The following is a 21,789-nucleotide window of genomic DNA, read 5'->3' as shown; positions in this document are numbered from 1 at the left end:
GGTGCTCGCCGTCAGGGATCTCGCAGGATCGCCTTCAGGTCCTGTGCCAGCGCGGCCGTCGCCGCGGCCGGTGACCGCCGCAGCGTGAGGGCGTCGTGCACCTCCCCGGCCACCGCCAGGCTCACCTGGTCGTACTCGGGGCTCTTGGGGCGGGGCCTGGCCGACAGGATGCTCTGCCGCAGCACCGGCAGATACGGGAACCGCTTGATCAGCGCGCTATCCGTGTACAGCTGCGCCCACACCGGCGGCAGTGAGCCCTGCTCCAGCACCTGCCGCTCGTTGTCGAGCCCGGTCAGGTACCGGATCAGCGCGCGGGCGGTCTTCTGGTGCCGTGAGTAGCTGCTGACCGCGAGGTTGGAACCGCCCAGCGAACTCGACCCCGGCCCGTCGGCACCGGGCAGCGGGGCCACGCCGATCTTCCCGGCGACCTTCGAGCCCTTCGCCTCGGCCAGGCCGTACGCGTACGGCCAGTTGCGCATGAACAGGTAGCCGCCGTCTTCGAAGGCCCGCCGCGACTCCTCCTCCGTGAAGGTGAGCGACTCGCGCGGTATCCAGCCCTGGCGCACCCCGTTGACCAGGAAGTCCAGCGCCCGCAGCGCCGCGGGGGAGTCGACGGCGACCTTCCGGCCCTCGTCGGAGAGGATCGCCCCGCCCGCCGACTGCACCGCCTCCGCGTAGTTCACGGTGAGCCCCTCGTACGGCAGCAACTGGCCGGCGTAGCCCTTCAACCCGTACCGGGGTGCCACCGTCCGCGCGTCGCTCGCCAGCTCGGCCCAGGTCCGCGGCGGAGGGAGGTGAGCCCGGTCGAGGACGTCCTTGCGGTAGTAGAGCATTCCGGCGTTGGTCACGTAGGGGACCGCGTAGAGCCGCTTGCGGTAGGTGGCCGTGTCGACCACCGGTTTGAGGAACTTGTCCAGCGGAAAGCCCTGTCCATCCAGCGGGGTGATCCACCCGGCGGAGGCGAACTCCGCGGTCCAGGCCACGTCCATGTTGAGCACGTCGTAACGGTCGCTCTTCGCCTGGAGGTTGCTGATCATCTGTGCCCGCACGTCGTCGGCGGCGGGGGGCAGCTGGATCAACGTGGCTTTCTGGTCGGGGTGGGCGGCGTTCCACACCGCCAGCCGGCCCTGCATATAGCCGGTGAGATCCCGCCCGGTGACCAGCGTCACCGGTCCCGTTCCGTCGGCGCCACCGGCGCGAGCCCAGCTCGCGGGCAGGGCGCACCCGGAGAGCAGCAGCAACCCGGCCACCAGCCAGTGCGTCACCCTGAGCCACCGCATGCGTTCCTCCAGCTCACCACCGCCCTGCGTAGGGGTAGTATTCGGTTATGTATACCTCGCATCTATGAAGGGGAACAGGGCATCGGTCCGCGCGGCCGGCTCGGAGCGGTTGCGGCGAACCCGCACCCGACTGCGGTGGCGATACCGGGAGCACGCGCGCGAACCGTGGACGAGGCCGGGGTGCTGGGCCGAACCATAACGCCCGCGCCGGACCCTGTCATGGGTCGCGTGTTGTCCGAGCAGAGATCGTGTCCGACCGGCACGTGAGGAGGAGTCGAGGCCCGTGCGCCTGCCACTGCTGGCGCTTCTCGCCAAGGAACCCGCCCACGGTTACGAGCTCAAACAAGCCCTTGAGCAAACCTTCGGCGCGGCGTACCCTCAGCCCAACATCGGACAGGTCTATGTCACTTTGGGGCGACTTGAGAAGAATGGGCTGATCAAAGGCCAGGACGTCGACCAGTCCAACCGGCCGAACAAGCGGGTCTACGAGATCACCGACGCCGGCCGTGAGGAACTCGCCGCGTGGTTCGCCGAGCCGACCGAGGGCCCTCGGGTACGGGACGAGTTCTTCATGAAGCTGGTCCTGGCGCCCGGGGCAGGTGGCAGCGACCGGCTCGCGCTGATCAACACGCAGCGCCGCCACTATCTGAACGTCATGCGGGGTCTTTCGCGGCTTGCCGCGCAGGACCGGGACAACCGCGCCGCACAACTGCTCATCGAGGGCGCCATGCTCCACCTACAGGCCGACCTCGACTGGCTGGAGCGCTGTCAGGAGGAACTGGATTGAACCGCTCGGGCCCCGACACCGCGGGCGCCGCCGCGACCGCGCACCCCGACCACGTCCTCCCGCCCGCCGAAGCCATGCTCTGGGCACGGGACCTGGTCAAGGTCCACCACGGCGCGGAGACCGCCACCCATGCCGTACGCCATGTGGACCTGCGCGTCGACCGCGGCGAGTTCGTCGCGATCATGGGGCCCTCCGGCGCGGGCAAGTCCACGCTGCTCCACCTGCTCGGCGGGCTCGACCGCCCCGACAGCGGCCGGATATGGCTGGACGGGCAGCGGGTGGACGGTCTGACCGAGGCCCGCTGGTCGCTGTTGCGCCGCCGGACCGTCGGAATCGTCTTCCAGTTCTTCAACCTGGTCACCAACATGACCGCGGCCGACAACGTGGAACTGCCCGCCCTGCTGGCCGGGATGTCCCCGAAGCAGGCCCGGACGCGCCGCGAGGAGTTGTTCGCCGAACTCGATCTCGACGACAGGGCCGGCAGCACCCCCGCCGCACTCTCCGGCGGTGAACAGCAGCGCGTCGCGCTGGCCAGAGCCCTGGTCAACGAGCCGGGTCTGCTGCTCGCCGACGAGCCGACCGGCAACCTCGACAGCCGCAACACCCGCGACGTGCTCCGCCTGCTGGCCCGCTACCACGCCCGCGGCCAGACGATCCTGCTGGTCACCCATGACGCCCGGGTCGCCAGCAGCGCGGACCGGGTGATCAGCCTGTACGACGGCGAGATAGCCGACGACTCCGCCCTGCACGCCCCCTCCGCCAGCCCGACCACCGTCGCCGACGTGCTGCGGCTGAAGGGCTGAGCCGATGCGCGCGCTGCTTCGCTGGGTACGGGCCGACCTGCGCGCCCACCGGGGTCAGGCCACGCTGATGGTCCTGGTCACGGCGGTGATCGCGGTCTCGTTGATCCTGGCGAACGCACTGTTGCAGGACGCCGCCAATCCCTGGCAGCGCATCTTCCTTCAGTCCCGCGGAGCCCATGTGTGGATCCACATGCGTCCCGGCGCGGACACCGCACCGCTCAGCCGCCTCGACGGGGTCACCGGGGTCGCCGGACCGTACCGGACCGCCCCCGCCGACCTGGTACGCGGCACCGAGAAGGTCGGCCTCGAACTACGGGCGGCAGGCGCCGAGCCGCCGTCCGTGGCCCGACCGCTGGTGCGCTCCGGCCGGTGGCTGGACCCGGCCCGGCCCGACAGCATTGTGCTGGAGGGCTCGCTCGCCCACGCGATGCGCGTGGGCGTGGGCAACACGGTCACCGTCCACGGCCGGGACGGCGCGACGCGGCCGATGCGGGTGCTCGGCATCGCCGACAGCGCCGACCAGGGCTCGTACCCGGACTGGACGCCCGGCCTCGGCTGGGTGCTGCCCTCCGCCCTGGACCGTGTCGTGCCCGAGCCCGTCCACACCCAGCAGGTGATCGGGCTGCGGCTGCGCGATCCGGGCGCTGCCGACTTCACCGCCCAGCAGGTCGTCACCACACTGGGCAGCGGCCAGGTGACGCAGGTCACCACCTGGCAGCAGGTGCGTTCCGCCATGGGCCAGGACAACCGGCTCCTCGGGCTGCTGCTCGGGGTGTTCGGCCTGGTCGCACTGGTGGCGGCGGCACTGGCCATGGCGGGCGCCGCGGGCAGCCGGGTGCTGGTGCAGGTACGGGACATCGCCGTGCTCAAGACCATCGGCTTCACCCCGGCGCAGGTGGTGCGGCTCTTCCTGTACGAGCACACCGCCCTGGCACTGGCCGGGATGGTCCTGGGAGCGGGCGCGGCCAGCCTCTTCGGCCCGCTGCTGCCGGGGGCGCTCGGGGAGGCCATGGGTCTGTGGCAGGCCGAACCCGCCCACGCCGGTGCGCTGGCGGCAACGGGTGCGGGGGTGGTGCTCAGCATCGCCCTGGCCACCGTCCTCCCGGCCTGGCGAGCCGGACGGATTCCGGCCGCGCCCACGGTACGCGCCAACCACCCGGCCAGCGGGATCTCCCGACTGGCCCGCCTCGCGCTGCTGCTGAAGCTCCCTCCGGCGCTGGCACTGGGCAGCCGGGCGGCGTTCCACCGCCCACTGCGCGCCGGGCTCACCGTTGCCCGGCTCGCCATCCCGATCATGATGATCACCGTGGCGCTGGGCAGTTGGGCCACGTTGGACGGCTTCCAGGACCACCCCCGGCAGCTGGGACTGGCGGCGAGCCTGACCGCACGGCCCAGTGGCATGGGCGACGCGGAAGCGCGCCGCCTGCTCACCCGGCAGCCCGAAGTGGCAGCCGCGTATCCGGGAGTGGAGACGCCGGCACTCGTGCCCGGAGAGACCACAACGATCACCGTTCGCGCGTTGGGCACCGCCGACCACCCCTATCCGTTCGCCCTCGCCGCAGGCCACCTCATCCGCGACGAGGACGAGGCGGTGGCCGGGCAGGGGGCGCTCGACCTGCTGCATGCCAGGGTGGGCGAGTGGGTGCGGGTCATGGCCGGGGGGACCCCGCACATCCTGCACATCGTCGGTCGGGACATCGAACCCGATCACAACGGGGAGATGCTCTCGGTGGAGCTGGGTGCGCTGGCCGGACCCGGCGGACCGCCCAAGACGCAGTACGACGCGCTGGTGCTGCGCCCGGGGGCGGATCCGAAGGCGGTGCGGGCGGACCTGATCGCGGCGTCCCACGGCCGCCTCGACGTACGATCGGTGGCCAACCCGGCGGACCGGCTGGGCATGGTCCGCGTGGTGGTCGTCGGGCTGGTCGGGGTCCTGACGCTGATCGGCCTCGCCGAACTGGTCACCGCCACCGCCTCCGGCCTGCGCGACCACATCCGCGACCTCGGTGTCCTGAGAGCCATGGGCCTGACGCCACGGCAGGTCACCGCCATCATCGTGACCAGCACCGGGCTGCTCGCCATGGTGGCGGTGCTGGTCGGCACCGGGCTCGGGGTGCTGCTGTCGGACCGCCTGATCAATATGGAGGGCCAGGCCAGCGGCGTCGGTGCGGGCATCGCGCGGATGCCCGCACCGGAGACCCTGCTGCTCGCCGGTGCCGTCGCGGTGGCGGTGGCCGCCTGCGTCTCGGTTGTCCCGGCCACCCGAGCGACCCGGGCCCGGATCACCACGGTGCTGAGCGCAAGCCGGACTTGACCACCAGGCGGGCCTCGGAGCGGCGCGGCTCCCCGCCCACCGAGTCCGGCGCACGGCAGCGAACACCTCGTCGACTGCCCCGTCCCGTAAGGCAACGCCTTCGTCATCGACGCCGACACCATTGCCGCGGTCGCGGGACGCGGCGGGGCCGCGCACCTTCGCCTACGCCGCCGAAGGCCTGCCTCCACGGCCTTGAGAGGGAGGCACCTCCGGCCCACCACGGTGTCCGACCTGAGCCGTGAACCTCCACACCCGAGCCCTGTAACAGAGGTACGGGGCCACAGGACCGCGATGTCCTCGGGGCTCGCTGTCCGCCCTCCCCGCCGGCGGCTCTCGCAGCTCCGCGCGGCGTTGGCTGCTGGTGTGCGTACGAGCACGCAACTCCGCTCCTCCCGCCGGTTGTTGCGGTCGACGCTGCCGCCTGGATCGCCTTGCCGGCCGCCGTGTTCCTAGCTCACGCGGCGTCGTTCCAGCACGTATGCCAGCAAGTTGAGCGCCAGTGTGGCACCGGCGATCGCGGTCTGCGGGCCACGGACCCTGGGTGGGGCGGTCGGAGGCGGCGAGCCGTTCGCTGTCGGCCGGGGACGGTCGAACAGGGCAGTGCCCGAATAGAGGGTCGCGGACAGTTGGGTGATCCAGCGGCCTCCTGAAGTGCGCCGGGCCGCACCGCGATCCACAGCAGGGCTTCGGTGTGCGCGCCGAGCAGGGCGAGATCGACCTCGGTCGCCAGGCGCACGGCCTGGCCGCGCACGAGCGCGTCGAGTCGTCGGCGGGCGGTGAGCGCGGTGGTGCCGGCGCGGCGGGCGAGTTCGGTGTAGCTGGTCCGGCCGTCCTCGGTCAGCGCCGTGATCAGCGCGGTGTCGATGCCCAGAGGCGGAGCAGGCGCTGTCGGGGGTGCGGGACAGGGGATGAGCTGGTCCAGCTCTTGGGGTGAGAGGAGACCTGCGGTCCAGCGGAACGCGGTGGGGAAGACGCGCAGCAGGGAGTGGGCGGTCCAGGAGCCGACGGCGTCGGTGGCGGGCAGGTCGCGCAGCAGCAGTGTGTTGCGGGCGTCGGGGCCGTCGAGGAAGAAGATCGTGGAGATCTCGTCGCCGCCGCCGAGGATGTCGACCCAGACCGTGTCGGTGCGGCGGGCCAGCGCGTGGGCGACATGACGGATCTTGTTCGGGCGACAGCGGATGCGCAGGGCGATGGGGATCAGGTGCGGGAAGCAGGCCGGGTTGCGGACGGCCGTCGCACGGAGAGTGCCGTCGGTGTACAGCGGTGCGGCGCGGCGTACGACGGTGCGCTCGGACAGGCCCAGGCAGCGTGCCACCTCGCGCCAGGAGGCACGCGGTGAAGCGAGAAGGGAAGCCGCAATCCGGCGGTCCGTCTCGTCGAGCTATGGCGCATGATCTGCATGATAGGTCGCTGTTGTGGCGCATTTCCTGCGTCAAGAGCCGCTGAATGTACGTATATGCGCTGGCGGCCCGTACAACGGTCTGGTCAGCGGACGCGATCGGCAACCGGACTGCTGAGTATGGCTCGGGCCACTCGCGGCGCCGCTGACACGCATCGAACGCTGTCGAGACGGCCTGGAGACGACGATGACTGATCACGGAGCCGACCTGGTGATCCGGGCCGGTGCGGTGCACACGCTGGTGCCCGGTCAGGCCCCGCAGCGGGCGCTGGCCGTGCGGGGTGACCGCATCACGGCCCTCTCCCCCGACCCGAACGGCCTCGACCACTGGGTGGGCGCTCGCACCACCGTCCACGACCTGCCCGGCGCCACGGTGCTGCCCGCGTTCGACGACACCCACACCCACCTGATCTTCGCCGCCCACGGCATGCACGACGTGCCCGTTCACCGGGCGCGCACCATCCCCGAACTCCTGGACCTGATCCGGCAACGGGCCAGGACCACCCCCGAGGGCGAGTGGATCCGCACCACCACCAACTGGCAGGAACTCAACCTGGTCGAACGGCGGATGCCCACCGCGGTCGAACTCGACCGGGCCACCGACCGCCACCCGGTCCTGGTCAAGCGCGGCGGCCACAACGACGTCGTCAACACCTACGCGCTGCGCCTGGCGGGCATCACCGGGGACACCCCGGTACCGCCGGGCGGTGTCATCGGCCGCGACGCCGACGGCAGGCTCGACGGACGACTGATAGACAACGCCCTGCCCCTGGTGGAGCGCTTGTTCCCGGCCCCGGACCTGGCCCAGCGCATCGACGGACTGCGCCTGGCCAGCAGCCGGTACGCCGCGACCGGCATCGGCACCGTGCGCGACTGCGCGGTCACCCCCGACGACTACGCGGCGCTCCTCGCCGCCCGCGAGGCGGGGGCGCTGAGCACCCGGGTGCGGGCCCTGATCTCGGCACTCGGCATGACCAGCGCGGCCCAGGTGGGGGAACTGCTCGACGTCATGGAGGACTGGCGCTACGGCTCCGACCCGTGGCTGCGGGTGTGGGGAGTGAAGTTCGGGTTCGACGGCGGCCTGGAGGCCGGGGCCACCGAAGAGCCGTACGCCTGCGACCACGGCTTCTCCGGAACACTGACCTGGGAGCCCGACACATTGGCCGAGGCGGTCGAGGCCGTGGTCCGGCGTGGCTGGCGGGTCGGCACCCACGCCTACGGCGACCGCGCGGTCCGCATCCTCCTGGACGTCTACGAACGCGTCCTCGACCGCAACTCAGGCCTGCCTGCCGGCACCCTGGTGATGGAGCACGGCGGCCTGGCCGGCCATGAGCAGCGCGCCCGCGCTGTGGCCCTGGGCATCCCCGTCACCATCCAGCAGCCGCTGCTGCACGACACCGCCGAGGTGGAAGAGGGCTACTGGGGACCGGAACGCGTCGCCCGGCTCTTCCCCGCCCGAGGCTGGCTCGACCAGGGCGCCCAGGTAAGCGCGGGATCCGACTTCCCCGTCGGACAGTTCGGCGCCATGCGCTCCGTCTGGGGCATGACCACCCGGCAGACCGTCATCGGCGTCAAGGGCCCCGAGCATGCCATCACCTACGACGAGGCCCTCACCCTGCACACCACCCACGCCGCCCGCCTGTGTGGTGAGGAGAATCTGCGCGGCACCCTCGCCCCCGGCCGCCTCGCCGACCTCACCGTCTGGGACCAGGACCCCGCTCGCTGCCCCGGCGACACTCTGCGCGACCTCAGCCCCACCCACACCTTCGTCGGTGGGCTTCTGGTCTCCCCCGCTGCCGCGCAGTGAGCCAAGCCGTCCATGCCTTCGTTCGCGACGCGATGGTTGCTCAGGGCGTCCGCCACACCGGTGGCGGAACCGAACTCGTGGCTACCACGGACGCCACGCGCCCGCGGTAGCCACCCGCGAGTGGCCCACGCCTACTGTCTGTCGGATCGGGAGTGGGCTTCGCCTTGAGCCGTACTTGCCGAAGAACACGGGGCGGGGCGGGCGGCGGCGCGGGGCGGAGTCCTGATCGTGGCGGCGCCTCCTCTTCACCCGTTCGGGCGTACCTGGTCATGCGACCGCGCATGGTCACGTTGCTCAGGCCAGGCCCGGATTCCCCGGGGATGTTTCCACTTCCACCGGGTGGCTCGGAAGGCGGGCGGATGGCGAAGGCGGTCAGCATGGCCCGGTAGACGGCGGGTACGGCGCGTCCGCTGCACGCGGCGCCCGGCCCGTCGGCCGGCTCATCATCCGGTTCCACGGACACGTGGAGGACACCATGCGAATGAACCGCCCGTGCGGCACAGCTGTCGCAACCATGGCGCTCGCCATGGCCGGACTCACCGTTCCGGCCACGGCGGCAGCCCCGGTCACCGGACCCGACGCCACCTTCCTCAAGACGATCCACCAGGGCAATCTCACCGAGATCGCCACCGCCAAGGATGCCCAGAAGCACTCCACCAGCACCTGTGTGAAACAGGTGGCGGACATGTTCGTGCGCGACCACACCAAGTTCGATACGCAGGTCGTGGCGCTGGCCCGCAGCAAGGGCATCACCCTGTCCTCCAAGGCGGGCACCGCCCAGCAGAAACAGCTCGCCACGCTGAAGCCCTTGCACGGCAAGCGGGACTACAACCGGGTGTGGTTGCAGGGCCAGGACATGAGCCACCGGCAGGCCCTCGCACTGATCGACAAGGAAGTGTCCTCCGGCAAGAGCGCCAAGACCCGCGCGCTCGCCCGGGGTGCCCGGCCCACGGTGGCACTGCACCTCCAGGCGGTCAGCGGCGGAGTCTGCCACACCGTCAAGGGTCGGACAGGCACCCGATCCTGACCGCCGGCACCGGAGACGGCAGTCGGAGAGCGGCGGCAGCAGCGCGTGCCGCCGCTCTGCGGCCGGTGCTGCAACTGCATGTGGTGTGCCATGCGGTTGCAGCACCGAGGCCCGGGTACGGAGTGAGTCGGTTCGTCGCTCGGAAGAGGAAGGTGGCCTCGCGAATCGAGTCCGGGCCGAGCATCCGGCACCGCGAACAGGGTCTCGTGCAGCTTCGGCTGACTGGCGGATCATTCGAGCGCCGGCCGCACACCCGTTGTCGATCCGCCGCTGTGCCGTGGACAACGTGCGCGACGCCTCGGCATTCTGCGGCACCGCGTAGCACCGGTACCACCCCCGCCCCAGCCCAGTCGAGGACGACGGCCCGTCACCGTCTGGCGCCGCTGGGTCCGCCAGTTCTGCACCGCCGCCGCGCCGTTGACGGGCGCATGACCGGGATCTATGGGAGCCGGCCCGGCGGACAGGTTGGCAGGCTGTCCCGCTCGGGGCCGGCCTGGGCCGGCAGCGGCACCGTCCAGGTGTAGACGTCCGGGTCGAAGGCGTGCAGGCGTTTGACGAGCCTGGCGGTTGACCAGGGCCAGCAGAAGGTGTTGACGCCAGGGAGGCCGAAGTAGTAACCGGAGCCGCCGGCGGTGTTGTAGACGGTGGTGCGCAGCGCCTCGTGCAGGGCCTGTTGGTGGGCTTCTTCGGCTTCGGGTCTGACGTCCAGTGCGGCGCATCCGCTGGTGCGCAGGTGGGTCAGAGCGGTGGTGATGTAGCGGAGTTGGGCTTCGAGGACGGTGGGGACGGCGGTGGTGCCGGTGAGCAGGTTCGGGCCGAGGAGGAGGAAGAGGTTGGGGTATCCGCTGACGCTGGTGCCCAGGTAGGCACGGCGGTTGTCGGCCCAAGTGCGGGCCAGTGTCGTGCCGTTGGTGCCGTACAGGTGGTCCGCCAGGGGGATGTCGCCGATGTGGTAGCCGGTGGCGAGGACGATGATGTCGGCGCGGGTGCGGGTGCCGTCGGCGCCGATGATGTGGGGCCCCGCCACGGCGGTCACGCGGGTGGGGTGCAGCCGCACGTTGGGTCGGGTGAGGGCGGGGTAGTAGGTGTCGGAGGTGATCAGGCGGCGGGTGCCGATGCGGTAGTGAGGGGTGAGTGCCCGGCGCAGGGCGCGGTCCGGTACGGAGGTACGCAGATGGAGGCGGGCCACAGCCTCCAGTGGTCCCAACAGGCGGGGGTGGCGCAGGGGTACGCCGATGGCTTCCTGGGTCCGATGGTGCAGGCCGCGGAGTGCACGGCGTGCTGCCGGGTGCTGTCCGAGGAAGCGGTGGATGTCCGGCGAGAGGGAGTAGTCGGGTTTCGGGAGTACCCAGTTCGGTGTGCTCTGGAAGACGTCGACGACGGCCGCCTCCGGCTGGATCTCGGGCAGGAACTGGACGGTGGACGCTCCGGTACCGACCACCGCGACTCTGCGTCCGGTCAGGTCGGCGTCGTGGTTCCAACGGGCGGAGTGGAAGGCCGTGCCCGGGAACGTGCCGAGGCCGGGGATGTCGGGATAGCGAGGCTGGTGCCAGGGGCCGGTGGCGACGATCACGGCCCGGGCCGTGTACGTGCCCGACGTGGTCCGCAGGTTCCAGCGGTGCGCGTCCGGCTCCCAGCGGCTGCTCAGTACCTCGGTGTCGTAGCGGATCGCCGTGTCCGCGCCGTGGGTTGCCGCAGTGGTCCGGAGGTAGTCGAGGATTTCGGACCGGTCGGCGAAGCACCGGCTCCAGGCGTGGGGGGCGAAGGAGTACTCGTACAGCATCGACGGCACGTCGCACCCGCAGCCGGGATAGGTGCTGTCGCGCCAAGTCCCGCCGAGGCGACCGGATTTCTCCAGCACCACGATGTCACCGATCCCGGCCCTGCGCAGTGCGATCACGGCGGCCACGCCGGAGAGGCCGGCCCCGATGACGACGACCTCCGCTGCCTGACGACCGCTGTCGGTACTTCCCCCAGCCACGGCTGCCCCTGCCTGCCTCGTGAGCATCCCGGCCGTGATGCCGAGCCGCCCCAACTACCCAACCGCCCCAACTACTCACTCAGGGCAACCAATCGTAGGCTCGTCGGGAATCGGGCATGGAGTGATGGCCAGCAGATACCTCATATGAGTGACCTTGCCGGAGGGGCGATATCCACTGCCCTTCCCTGTGGTTGTCTGCCGGTCATCACGATGAGGGACGAACTGCCCGGGTCTCGTGGTCCGCACCCCGCCGTCGAAGAACCAGGGCGGCATCTGCCCTACCCCAGCGGCTGGTTCTGCCTGGCACGCTCCCGCGAACTCGTCCCCGGCGGTGTCCTGACCCGCCGCCTCATGGATCAGGACATCGTCCTCTACCGCACCCGCGACGGCCGGCCCCGCACCGTGCACCCCTACTGCCCACGCCTCGGCGCTCATCTCGGGGCGGGCGGCACCGTGCACGGCCAGAACCTGGTGTGCCCCTTCCACCGCTTCGCGTTCGCCCCCGACGGCACCTGTGTCAGCACGCCCGTCGGCCCACCGCCGCGCACCCGCCTGCACCACCACACCCTCAGCGAGCGCAACGGCTTCGTCTTCGCCTGGTACGAACCGGATGGCGCCCCACCCACCTGGGAAGTCCCCGACACCGCTCAGGCCGGAGTCGTTCCCACGGCCGCCTGGAGTACGGAGGTGCACACCTACGCCCAGGAAATCATCGAGAACACCCTCGACCACCGGCATCTACCCGTCCTGCACCACGTGGCCGTGCGAGAACTGGACCCGCCGACGACCCATGGCCCACTCCTGCGCATGCGTCTGCGTCTCGGGCCGGACCGGGCTCCCGTCCTCAAGCGGAAGATCCAGGCCGACCATGCGTTCCTCATGGCGGGGCTGGGATATCTCCGAGTCGAACTCCCGCTGCCGTCGCTCGGTCTCGTCAGCTGCCTGTGGGCCATGCACACCCCGACCGGACCCCGGCGCACCCACATGCTGGTGGCGACGGCCTGTGCGGACATCCGCGCACCGGACGGCACCGGAGCCTCACCCCCACGGCGTGGCCTGCACCGGGCTTTCGCCGGCGGGATATTGAGGACCGCGGTCAGCAAGGTCCGTCAGGATCTGAGGATGTGGAACACCAAGCGCTACGAGCCGCGCCCCCGTCTCGCGGCAAGCGACGAGGCCATCGGCTGCTTCCGCCGCTGGGCCCGCCAGTTCTACCCCGCACCCTGAGGGAACGCGATGGCGGTGCCGATCCCGCTGTTGCCGCCGCCGTTCCGCGCGAACCCGGACGCGACGTTCGTGACCACCACACGCCCCAAAGGGCGGCTCCCGGACAGGCGGTCGGATCCAGACAGCACACACTTAGGCAAGGCTAACCTACGCACTCGTCACTCCGCGGGTGTCGACCGATGGGCGCCGGTGCCGACGTCGGGTCCCGGGCCGGCTCCCGTTGTGCCGCCCGGGTGAGCCTCGTCTCACCGGGAGCCGCGCACTTGTCTATGCAACGAGTTGCATAGAAGGATCGAGGTATGGCGCTCGAACACGCGATCCTCGTCTCTCTACTGGAGCAGCCGGGCTCCGGCTATGAGCTGGCCCGGCGGTTCGACCGGTCCATCGGGTACTTCTGGACCGCCACCCATCAGCAGATCTACCGCGTCCTCAAGCGCATGGAGGGCGACGGGTGGATCGATGTCCGAGAGGTGCCGCAGCAGGCCCGGCCGGACAAGAAGGAGTACTCGGTGGCCGCCCCGGGCCGGGCCGTGCTCTCCGCATGGCTCCATGAGCCGATCGAACCCGAGAGCGTCCGGCACGAGCTCGCCGTGAAGATCCGCGGCGCGGCCTTCGACGACCCGGCCGCGCTGATCCGTGAGGTCGAGCGGCACCAGCAGGCGCACTCCGACCGGCTCGCGCACTATCTCGCCGGGGAGCGACGGGACTTCACCGGCCCCGAGGCCCCCGCCGCGCTCGATGCCGGGCAGGAGCTCCAGCACGTCGTGCTGCGCGGCGGCATCGCGTATGAGCAGATGACCCTCGCCTGGCTCGACGACGTGCTCGCCACCCTCCACCGACTCGGCCCCGAGCGCTGAACCACCACCGAAGCACTCCCGGCCCGCCGTCCACCGGCGCGCCCTGAAGCTCTCCGTCACCACCCTCACACCCCGATCCGGAAGGCGACCCGCCATGGCCGACCAGCTGCTGTTCAATCCCCGCACCTACGACCCGGCGCACTTCGACCCCGAGACCCGCAGGCTGCTGCGCGCCACCGTCGACTGGTTCGAGGACCGCGGCAAGCGCCAGCTGATCGAGGACTACCGCTCCCGTACCTGGCTGGCGGACTTCCTCGCGTTCTCCGCCAAGGAAGGGCTGTTCGCGACCTTCCTCACCCCGGCCTCCGCCGCCGACGGACAGCCGGACAAGCGCTGGGACACCGCCCGCATCGCCGCCCTCAACGAGATATTCGGCTTCTACGGGCTCGACTACTGGTACGCCTGGCAGGTCACCATCCTCGGTCTCGGCCCGGTCTGGCAGAGCGACAACGCCACCGCCCGTGCCCGTGCGGCCGAACTCCTCGACCAGGGCGAGGTGTTCGCCTTCGGCCTCTCCGAAAAGGCCCACGGCGCCGACATCTACTCCACCGACATGCTGCTGGAGCCCGACGGTAACGGCGGATTCCGCGCCAGCGGCTCCAAGTACTACATCGGCAACGGCAACGCCGCCGGACTCGTCTCCGTCTTCGGCCGCCGCACCGACATCGAGGGCCCGGACGGTTACGTCTTCTTCGCCGCCGACAGCCGTCACCCGGCCTACCAGCTGGTGAAGAACGTCGTCGACTCCTCCAAGTACGTCAGCGAGTTCCGCCTGGAGGACTACCCGGTCGGCCAGGACGACATCCTGCACACCGGCCGTGCCGCCTTCGACGCCGCCCTCAACACCGTCAACGTCGGCAAGTTCAACCTCTGCACCGGCGCCATCGGCATCTGCGAGCACGCGATGTACGAGGCCGTCACCCATGCGCAGAACCGCATCCTCTACGGCCGCCCGGTCACCGCCTTCCCGCACGTGCGCCGCGAACTGACCGACGCCTACGTACGGCTCGTCGGGATGAAGCTGTTCAGCGACCGCGCCGTCGACTACTTCCGCTCCGCCGGCCCCGACGACCGCCGCTACCTCCTCTTCAACCCGATGACGAAGATGAAGGTGACCACCGAGGGCGAGAAGGTCATCGACCTGATGTGGGACGTCATCGCGGCCAAGGGCTTCGAGAAGGACACCTACTTCGCCCAGGCCGCCACCGAGATCCGAGGCCTGCCGAAGCTGGAGGGCACGGTCCACGTCAACCTCGCCCTGATCCTCAAGTTCATGGGCAACCACCTGCTGAACCCCACCGACTACGAAGCGGTGCCCACGCGCCTCGACGCGGCCGACGACGCGTTCCTCTTCCGGCAGGGACCGGCCCGCGGCCTGGGATCCATCCGCTTCCACGACTGGCGGGCCGCATTCGACGCCTACGCCGAGACGCCCAACGTCGCCCGCCTCCGCGAACAGGCGGACGCCCTCTGCGAGTTCGTCACCACCGCGGCTCCCGACGAGAAGCAGAGTCGCGACCTCGACCTCCTGCTCGCCGTTGGCCAGCTCTTCGCGCTCATCGTGCACGCCCAGCTGATCCTGGAACAGGCACACCTGACCGGCCTCGACGCCGACGTGCTGGACGAACTGTTCGCCGTCCTCGTACGCGACTTCTCCGCGCACGCCGTCGAGCTGCACGGCAAGGACTCGGCCACCGCGGAACAGCAGAGCTGGGCGCTGGGCGCGGTCCGGCGTCCGGTCGTCGACGACGCCCGCTCGAAGCGGGTCTGGGAGCGCGTCGAGGCGCTGTCCGGAGCGTACGAGATGGCCCCGTAACACCGGAGCAGCCAGACCGCATGACAGCTCTTCGGCAGGCTCGGGCGACGTCCGAGGACGCCGTCCGAGCCTGCCGTGTCGCCAGCACTCGACGTCGTAGCGGTGTTCCTGGGCAGTGCTTCACCGATGACCGGGGCATCAACGGAGTCGAGCGAACCATCGTGGCACGCCGCGACGTCGCTGTGGCGTCAGGAGCCTCCCGTCCGGGGCGAGTCGGTCCGTCCAGGCATGGGGGTACTTCGTGGGCATCCACGGCGTCGGGGAAGCCGGCGGCGGCCAGGTGCTCGTGGGCGGCGATGTCCTGCCGCCCCAGACTCACGGCACCCACCTGCGTCATGACTCCCCGTCAGCCGGATCATCGAGGGCGACACGGACCACCTCGACGATGCTCGCTCCGGCTGAGCCCACCCACGAAAAGTCCCTGCCCGAACGGGGTCCCGTTGGTTGCATCGGGGTGCTGTGTGACGTCGGCATTCCGCTTCAAGAGCTGGTGTGTACAGCACGTGAAGGGTGGGGCGTTTGGTCCACCACGCCCCACGCGAGCGTGATTTGCTCTGGATCACGGCGGGAGTCAGGACAAGGGTTCCCGCTGCGGTGCGCTACGCATTGCGACCCATTACCAGAGAAGAAAGGACGCTCATCGTCATGAGCAACTCCTCCCCCATTGAGACCCGCGAGATATCCGACGCCGACCTCGACGGCGTCGCCGGTGGCCTCTCCGTCGGTGGCACCGTGGACGGTCTGGTCGCGAAGGTCACCCAGGGTCCCGGTGGCGTGCCTGTCCTGGAAGGCTCCGTGAAGTCCATCGGCATCACCGTCTCGGACATCCCGCTGGGCCCGATTGCGCTCTGAGACACGGCTTGCGCACGGCGCTCAGCCACCGGGCTTTGGAATCACCCCAGGCCGCTGGGGGAAAATGCGGCTTCCTGGATCACGTATCGGGTAGCCGACAAAGTCTGTGCGGCCGTAGGGGCACTTGACGATCCCGGACCCGGATGGGCAGGGACCGTTGCTCACCGACAAAGAGGCGCGGACGTGTTCCCGCCGCGAGGTGAGCCGACCCGGGCCCGCGTCAGCCGCTCCGGCCTGCTTCGCCCCGCTGACCAAGAATGCGGCGGGGCGAAGCAGGGCAACACCACGAAAGCCCCCGCCCGACCGGGGGGGCGGGAGCTTTGCGTGCCGGCTGCATGCTCTGCGCACATCGAACTCGGCCACGCTGTCCGCCTGTTCAGGCTGACGGGTTGGCCGGCGTCGTCGTACAGGCCATTGACCGGGATCTGCTGCCCGGCGCATCTCCATGCCTGGACATGCGACCACACCGGACGGTATTGCCCAGCGCCGGATCACCCAACTCCCCCTGACCGATGCGACCTTGCACTCGCCAGCGGCGGCGACGGGCTCGTCCACGGCATCGACAAGGACACACCCACCTGGCGGCCTTCATGCCCGCTGCGCCGCAGGGCAGCAGCCTCGTTTGGGGCGTCGCGGGCACCATCCTGACCGCGTGCCAGGAATCTCCGCCCCGCTCAACCTGCCTGTGTGCCGGAATCCATACGCCACGCCGTGGGAATGCGCCGCGGACGCGGCCGGGTACGTGGGCGGCGGCTCCGTGCTCGCCGCCGACAACCGCCGGAGACGTTCTCGATGGGTTCGGCGGACCGCACTTCATGCACGGGAGGGGTGGGGATCCGCTCCTCCAGGCACCGACGGCAACGGCTGCTCCGCCCAGATGGTTTTGCCGTTGCGCACGTAGCGGGTGCCCCAGCGTTCGGTGAGTTGGGCGATCAGGAAGAGGCCACGGCCGCCTTCGTCGGTGGTGGCGGCGTGGCGCAGATGAGGGGAGGTGCTGCTGGTGTCCGAGACCTCGCAGATCAGGTGGCGGTCCCGGATGAGGCGGAGGGTGACCGGGCCAGTGCTGTAGCGGTAGGCATTGGTGATCAGCTCGCTGACGATCAGCTCGGTGGTGAACGCCATTTCCGCCAGCCCCCAGTCGTTGAGCTGGGCCACCACGAGCGACCGGCCCTCGGCGGCTGCGGTCGCCTCCGCCGGCAGGTCCCAGGTGGCCACCTTGTTTTCGGCCAGGCAGCGGGTGCGGGCGGTGAGCAGTGCGATGTCGTCGCCGGGACGCTCGGGGAGCAGCGCGTCCTCCACCGCCTTGCAGATGTCTCCCAGCGAGCGGGCGGGTTGGCTCAGCGCCCCGCGCAACTGGGCCAGGCCCTCGTCGAGGTCTCGGCGGTGAGCCGCCAGGAGTCCGTCGGTGTAGAGGGTGAGCAAACTGCCCTCGGGCAGTTCCAGCTCGGCGGCTTCGAAGGGCAGTCCGCCGAGGCCGAGCGGCGGACCGGCCGGCAGTTCGGGGAAGTCCACCCGTCCGTCAGGGGTCACCACCGCGGGCGGCGGATGACCGGCGCGGGCGAGGGCGCAGCGCCGGGAGACCGGGTCGTAGACCGCGTACAGGCAGGTCGCGCCGACGACCTGCGGGGCATGTTCGTCGGTCGCCTCCTGCTCGGCCGCCAGCCGGTCCACGAGGTCGTCCAGGTGGGAGAGGACCTCGTCCGGGGGCAGGTCGAGGTTGGCGAGGGTGTGGACGGCGGTACGCAGCCGGCCCATGGTGGCCGCCGCGTGGATGCCATGGCCGACCACGTCGCCGACGACGAGGGCGACCCGCAGCCCGGAGAGCGGGATGACGTCGAACCAGTCGCCGCCGACGCCGGCGGTGGCGTCGGCCGGCAGATACCGGTGGTCGATCTCGACCGCCGGGTGCTCGGGCACCTCGCGCGGGAGCAGGCTGCGCTGGAGGGCGAGCGCGGCCTGGTGCTGCTGGGTGTAGCGGCGGGCGTTGTCGATGCAGACGGCGGCCCGGGCGGCGAACTCCTCGGCCAGCGTGAGGTCGTCCTCCTCGAACGGCTCGGGCCGCTGCCACCGCCACAGGCTGACCACGCCCAGTACGAGGCCGCGCGCGATCAGCGGCACGACGATGAGCGAGTGGACACCGAGTTCGAGGACCCGCTCGGCCTTGGCCGGGTCGAGGGAGTACCAGCCGGGAGAGAGTTCCAGGACCGGTTCGAGGACGGGGCGACGCTCGGCCAGGCATCTGCCCTGCGGGGCCTCGGGTGGGAACTGCGTCGTGTGGCCCACCGGATACATCACCGAGGGAGGCTCCGAGATGCTCCGGACGGCCGCCCTGACCACGGTGGCCGGCGTTTCCCGGCCCGGCTCCTGACCGCGGGTGACGGGTTCGAGCAGGTCGACGGAGACGCAGTCGGCGAGTTCGGTGACCGCCACGTCGGCCAGTTCGCGCGCCGTGCGCTCCACGTCGAGGGTGGTGCCGATACGGGCACCGGCCTCGTTGAGGAGTGCCAGTCTCCGGCGTGCCCGGTAGCGGTCGGTGACGTCTTCGACCATCTGGGTGACGCCGAGGGTGCGGCCGGCGGAGTCCTGCATCCGGAAGGCCGACACGGAGACGACCAGATCCCGGTCGGGGTCGTGCCGCAGATGGCAGGGCTGCTCGGTGAAGATCAGCGGCTCACCGGTTTCGAGGACCCGCCGCAGCTTCGCCTCCACCAGTTCCGCGTCCCGGCTGACGACGAAGTCGCCGGTGCGCAGCCCGCGGTAGTGCTCGGCCGGGATGCCGCCGAACCGCGCGATGGCCCGGTTCACCCGCAGCAGGCTCAGATCGGGGGCGTGCACCGCAATGCCGATCGGGGTCCGGCGGAACATCCCGTCCAGGACCGACCGGTCCGTCTCCCACTGGATCACCTGCTCCGCGGGAGCGCCGACGAGAACCCACTCGGTACCGCCGTCCGCCCGCGCCACCGCCCGGACCCGGCAGCCCACCTCTACCCGCCTCCCGCCGCGGTCCCGTACCGGGAGGACCCCGAACCAGCCCCCGGCGCTCACGCAGGCCGCCACCGCGGCCATGACGACGTCTTCGTCGCGCGGGTCGAGCAGGACGTCGCACGCGGTCCGCCCCAGCACTTCCTCGGACGAGTAGCCGAGCAGCGCCTCGGCACGCTTGCTCCAGCCGACGACGCGCCCTCTGTCGTCCAGTAGCGCGGAGGCCGAGCAACGCACTGCGAACGGGTCGTCCGGGCCCTCGCTCAGCGTCGTCACCGGTGTGTCCATCACCTACTACCCTCGTACCGTCCCATCGGGACCGCGCGTCAGGGCCCGGGGCGCCGACGTTCCGCCCCGATCCGACCGTTCCGCCCCGATGCGATGTCCGGCGCGGCTGGAACCCAGTATCGGCCTGTAGCAGCACTCCGCGCGCTTCGTAGGGCACCCGCGTGGGCTCGCGCACGCGGTCACGGCCGGCGCCGGGCAGGGCGGCGCGGCGGACGACCAGGGGGACGGGGGCGCCGGGCCCGGGCACCTACGGAGGCGGGCACACCGGTAAGGGCCAGTGAGGAGAGCTCTTCACGGGCGTCGACGGGGCCGCGGATGCCGCACTCAGGCCTGCTGCTCCGGATCATCGAGCGGCCAGCTGCGCTTCTCGCTCAGCCGCGAGACCCTACTGGCCAGTTCAGCCGGCACGGGTACCCCCATGCGGCGAGCGGATCCAATGCGATGCCGGACGAGCCCCAGGATCCAGTCCAGCTGCTCATCGCTGCACGCCGCGTATTCCTGGAGGGCCTCCACCATCAGCTGCTGCCGGTCGATATTGACGTTCTCTGTCATGGGGGCAGAACCTACCTGTGGCCCTCTGGCGTGGTACATCCGCCCGGCAGAGAAGTTATTCGACCGCTATCGCCGGGACAGTCTCCGGCAACCTGGGTGGCCGCATCTCCGATGACGCATGCCCGGCACCTCTTGTCCGCTTCTGTACCGAATCGCGCGGTGACCGCCTGGCCCGTAGGGGCCGCAAGCCGTCGGTGCGGACATCGCGGTGCACTCGGGCCGTGCGGTCCGCCGTGACCGGTCACCGAGGGGCGCCCTCACGACGTGCCGACGCGGGACGGGGCACGCCGGCCGACGTGGGGCGGGCGGATGGTTGCCGTCACCCGCACCGTGGCTCCCGGCCGAGCCGCCGGGAGCAGCAGCCCGGCCCTGCCGGGACCGCCTGCCACCACCACCGCCGGGCCTGCCCCGGTGACGGACACCCGCGCTCCGTCGGGGAAGGTGGTGGCGGGCAGGGAGAGCAGCGTCCAGGCACGGCGTGTGGTGCGGTCGGCGGTCAGGGTGAGGGTGTACGTGCCGGTGGCGGGAGTGTAGGACTCGGTGTCGGGGATCCCCGCCACCGCCGGCGCGTACGGGGCGAAGGCCGGCTCTTTTCCGGGGGCGGGGTTGCCGTCGAGGTTGTAGGCGCAGTAGCCGCTGCCGTTGCCGGCGCGGCAGTCGTACCACAGCGCCCAGCCCGAGGCGAAACGGTCCATGGAGGCGACCTGGCGTCGTATCAGCTCCGCGTTCCCGGGGGTCGTCGCCTGGGGCGGGCCCCACTCGCCGACCAGTACCGGGAGCCGGTGGGCGGTGGGGTAGCCGCCGATGCCGGCTTCGTAGCGGTCGATGAAGCGGTCCGAGGGGTTCCAGTCGGCGCCTGATTCGACGGCGGTGTCGTAGTAGTGCGGGGCGTAGCCCAAGCGGCCGGGGCCGGGCCGTGGATCGTGGAAGCCGGGCAGGCTGGTCGGGACTCCCTGGCCGACCAGGACGGTGGGTTCGAGGAAGAGCCAGGCATTGCGGTCGGCGGAGCGGACGGCGCCGATCAGCCGCCGGTACATCGCTGCCAACCGGCCGCGTTCCAGGGCTGCGGAGGCACGGATCTGGTCGTCGGGGTTGGCCGGGTCGCCGGGGACCGGCCCGAACGGCTCGTTGAAGAGGTCGTAGCCCAGCAGGGACCGGTGTCCGCGCAGCGCGGTGGCGACCTTGGCGTATACGGCAGTCTGGGCGGCACGCAGGTCGGGGTCGTCGTACAGGTGCGTGAACGCGGCCTGTACAGCGGGCTGGAAGTAGTCCGCGAACCAGTCGTCGGGGTCGGGTTCGAAGGGCAGTCCGTCGGTGCGGGTGGCCCAGGCGGGGATGCCGTTGTGGCCGAACGCCGGGCCGAAGACGTCCTGATGCCAGTCGATCAGGACCAGTACCCGGTAGCGGTCGGCCCAGCCCAGGACCCGGTCGAGGTAGCGCAGATAGGTGGTGCCGTAGTGACGGCGGTGCGGTTCGACCTTCTCCCATTGGATGTTGAGACGCATCAAGTCGAAGCCGTCGTGGGCCAGTTGGGCGACGTGCTGCTCGGTGACCGTGTCGGTCTTGCCCAGGTTGAGCCCGCGCAGCCGCAGGACGCGGCCGTGCCGATCGGTGAAGAGCGTACGGCCGTCGGGCGAGGTGAGGGTGCCTGACGGTACGGGCCGGGCGGTTGTCGCTCCGTCCCGGGTGACTGCCGGCGCGGCCCCGGCGGCCGTCCGCGCGACAGCTTCCCGGGCCGCAGCGGGGACGGGACCCGGGACGGCGCACAGCAGGGCCACACTCAGGGCGAAGGTCGTGACGGCGCGGCGCAGACGCAT

Annotated in this window: 15 protein-coding genes; 9 read left to right on the top strand and 6 right to left on the bottom strand. The window is 70.8% G+C overall.

The genetic code is table 11. The annotated features are described in order from the left end of the window. Positions 1 to 11: 11 nt before the first annotated feature. On the bottom strand, positions 12 to 1,280 hold the full coding sequence (locus IEZ17_RS26670; RefSeq protein WP_189304366.1) for an ABC transporter substrate-binding protein: 1,269 nt from the start codon (positions 1,278 to 1,280) through the stop codon (positions 12 to 14). A 283-nt stretch (positions 1,281 to 1,563) separates the two neighbouring features. On the opposite strand from IEZ17_RS26670, the gene IEZ17_RS26665 reads away from it, so the two are divergent. From IEZ17_RS26665 to IEZ17_RS26655, 3 genes are all read left to right on the top strand, one after another. Further along, complete coding sequence (locus IEZ17_RS26665) at positions 1,564 to 2,067, top strand: PadR family transcriptional regulator (protein ID WP_189304364.1); 504 nt, start codon at positions 1,564 to 1,566, stop codon at positions 2,065 to 2,067. A 74-nt stretch (positions 2,068 to 2,141) separates the two neighbouring features. Beyond that, complete coding sequence (locus tag IEZ17_RS26660) at positions 2,142 to 2,870, top strand: ABC transporter ATP-binding protein (protein WP_189304486.1); 729 nt, start codon at positions 2,142 to 2,144, stop codon at positions 2,868 to 2,870. Between the two features lie 4 nt (positions 2,871 to 2,874). Beyond that, a complete protein-coding gene (locus tag IEZ17_RS26655; protein WP_189304362.1) occupies positions 2,875 to 5,184 on the top strand; it encodes an ABC transporter permease in 2,310 nt (769 codons plus the stop codon). A 454-nt stretch (positions 5,185 to 5,638) separates the two neighbouring features. Here the strand turns inward: IEZ17_RS26655 and IEZ17_RS26650 are convergent, their stop codons facing one another. After that, positions 5,639 to 6,544: an AsnC family transcriptional regulator gene (locus IEZ17_RS26650; RefSeq protein ID WP_229852681.1), complete on the bottom strand. Its 906-nt coding sequence runs from the start codon at positions 6,542 to 6,544 to the stop codon at positions 5,639 to 5,641. A gap of 226 nt (positions 6,545 to 6,770) precedes the next feature. Between IEZ17_RS26650 and IEZ17_RS26645 the strand changes: the two genes are divergently transcribed. Together IEZ17_RS26645 and IEZ17_RS26640 are read left to right on the top strand one after the other, a co-directional pair. After that, positions 6,771 to 8,390, top strand: coding sequence for an amidohydrolase (locus IEZ17_RS26645; RefSeq protein WP_189304360.1), 1,620 nt, complete (start codon positions 6,771 to 6,773; stop codon positions 8,388 to 8,390). A 475-nt stretch (positions 8,391 to 8,865) separates the two neighbouring features. Further along, positions 8,866 to 9,417: a DUF4142 domain-containing protein gene (locus IEZ17_RS26640; protein ID WP_189304357.1), complete on the top strand. Its 552-nt coding sequence runs from the start codon at positions 8,866 to 8,868 to the stop codon at positions 9,415 to 9,417. 439 nt (positions 9,418 to 9,856) lie between these two features. Here the strand turns inward: IEZ17_RS26640 and IEZ17_RS26635 are convergent, their stop codons facing one another. Then, positions 9,857 to 11,398 (bottom strand): flavin-containing monooxygenase, encoded by a 1,542-nt coding sequence (locus tag IEZ17_RS26635; RefSeq protein ID WP_229852667.1) that lies wholly within the window; start codon positions 11,396 to 11,398, stop codon positions 9,857 to 9,859. 210 nt (positions 11,399 to 11,608) lie between these two features. Between IEZ17_RS26635 and IEZ17_RS26630 the strand changes: the two genes are divergently transcribed. The 4 genes from IEZ17_RS26630 to IEZ17_RS26615 all read left to right on the top strand — a co-directional run bounded on the left by IEZ17_RS26630 (position 11,609) and on the right by IEZ17_RS26615 (position 16,150). Next, entirely contained in the window at positions 11,609 to 12,625 is a 1,017-nt protein-coding gene (locus IEZ17_RS26630) for an aromatic ring-hydroxylating oxygenase subunit alpha (RefSeq protein ID WP_189304353.1), read from the top strand. Between the two features lie 299 nt (positions 12,626 to 12,924). Beyond that, the gene (locus IEZ17_RS26625; protein WP_189304351.1) at positions 12,925 to 13,482 is read left to right on the top strand and encodes a PadR family transcriptional regulator; all 558 of its coding nucleotides are present in this window, start codon (positions 12,925 to 12,927) and stop codon (positions 13,480 to 13,482) included. Between the two features lie 94 nt (positions 13,483 to 13,576). Next, positions 13,577 to 15,298 carry an acyl-CoA dehydrogenase family protein gene (locus IEZ17_RS26620; protein ID WP_189304349.1) on the top strand — a complete coding sequence of 574 codons (1,722 nt, stop codon included), beginning with the start codon at positions 13,577 to 13,579 and terminating at the stop codon, positions 15,296 to 15,298. Between the two features lie 645 nt (positions 15,299 to 15,943). Next, positions 15,944 to 16,150, top strand: coding sequence for a hypothetical protein (locus IEZ17_RS26615; protein WP_189304346.1), 207 nt, complete (start codon positions 15,944 to 15,946; stop codon positions 16,148 to 16,150). Between the two features lie 813 nt (positions 16,151 to 16,963). Here IEZ17_RS26615 and IEZ17_RS26610 read toward each other — a convergent pair. The 3 genes from IEZ17_RS26610 to IEZ17_RS26600 form a co-directional block, all read right to left on the bottom strand. Next, positions 16,964 to 19,420 carry a SpoIIE family protein phosphatase gene (locus IEZ17_RS26610; protein WP_189304344.1) on the bottom strand — a complete coding sequence of 819 codons (2,457 nt, stop codon included), beginning with the start codon at positions 19,418 to 19,420 and terminating at the stop codon, positions 16,964 to 16,966. A gap of 324 nt (positions 19,421 to 19,744) precedes the next feature. Next, complete coding sequence (locus IEZ17_RS26605; protein ID WP_189304342.1) at positions 19,745 to 19,972, bottom strand: hypothetical protein; 228 nt, start codon at positions 19,970 to 19,972, stop codon at positions 19,745 to 19,747. A gap of 257 nt (positions 19,973 to 20,229) precedes the next feature. Next, positions 20,230 to 21,789: a cellulase family glycosylhydrolase gene (locus IEZ17_RS26600; protein WP_189304341.1), complete on the bottom strand. Its 1,560-nt coding sequence runs from the start codon at positions 21,787 to 21,789 to the stop codon at positions 20,230 to 20,232.

It is taken from the genome of Streptomyces albospinus (assembly GCF_014648695.1).
Classification (GTDB): Bacteria; Actinomycetota; Actinomycetes; order Streptomycetales; family Streptomycetaceae; genus Streptomyces; species Streptomyces albospinus.
Note: the sequence above shows the minus strand (reverse complement) of the source record. Positions and strands in the feature narration are given on the sequence as shown.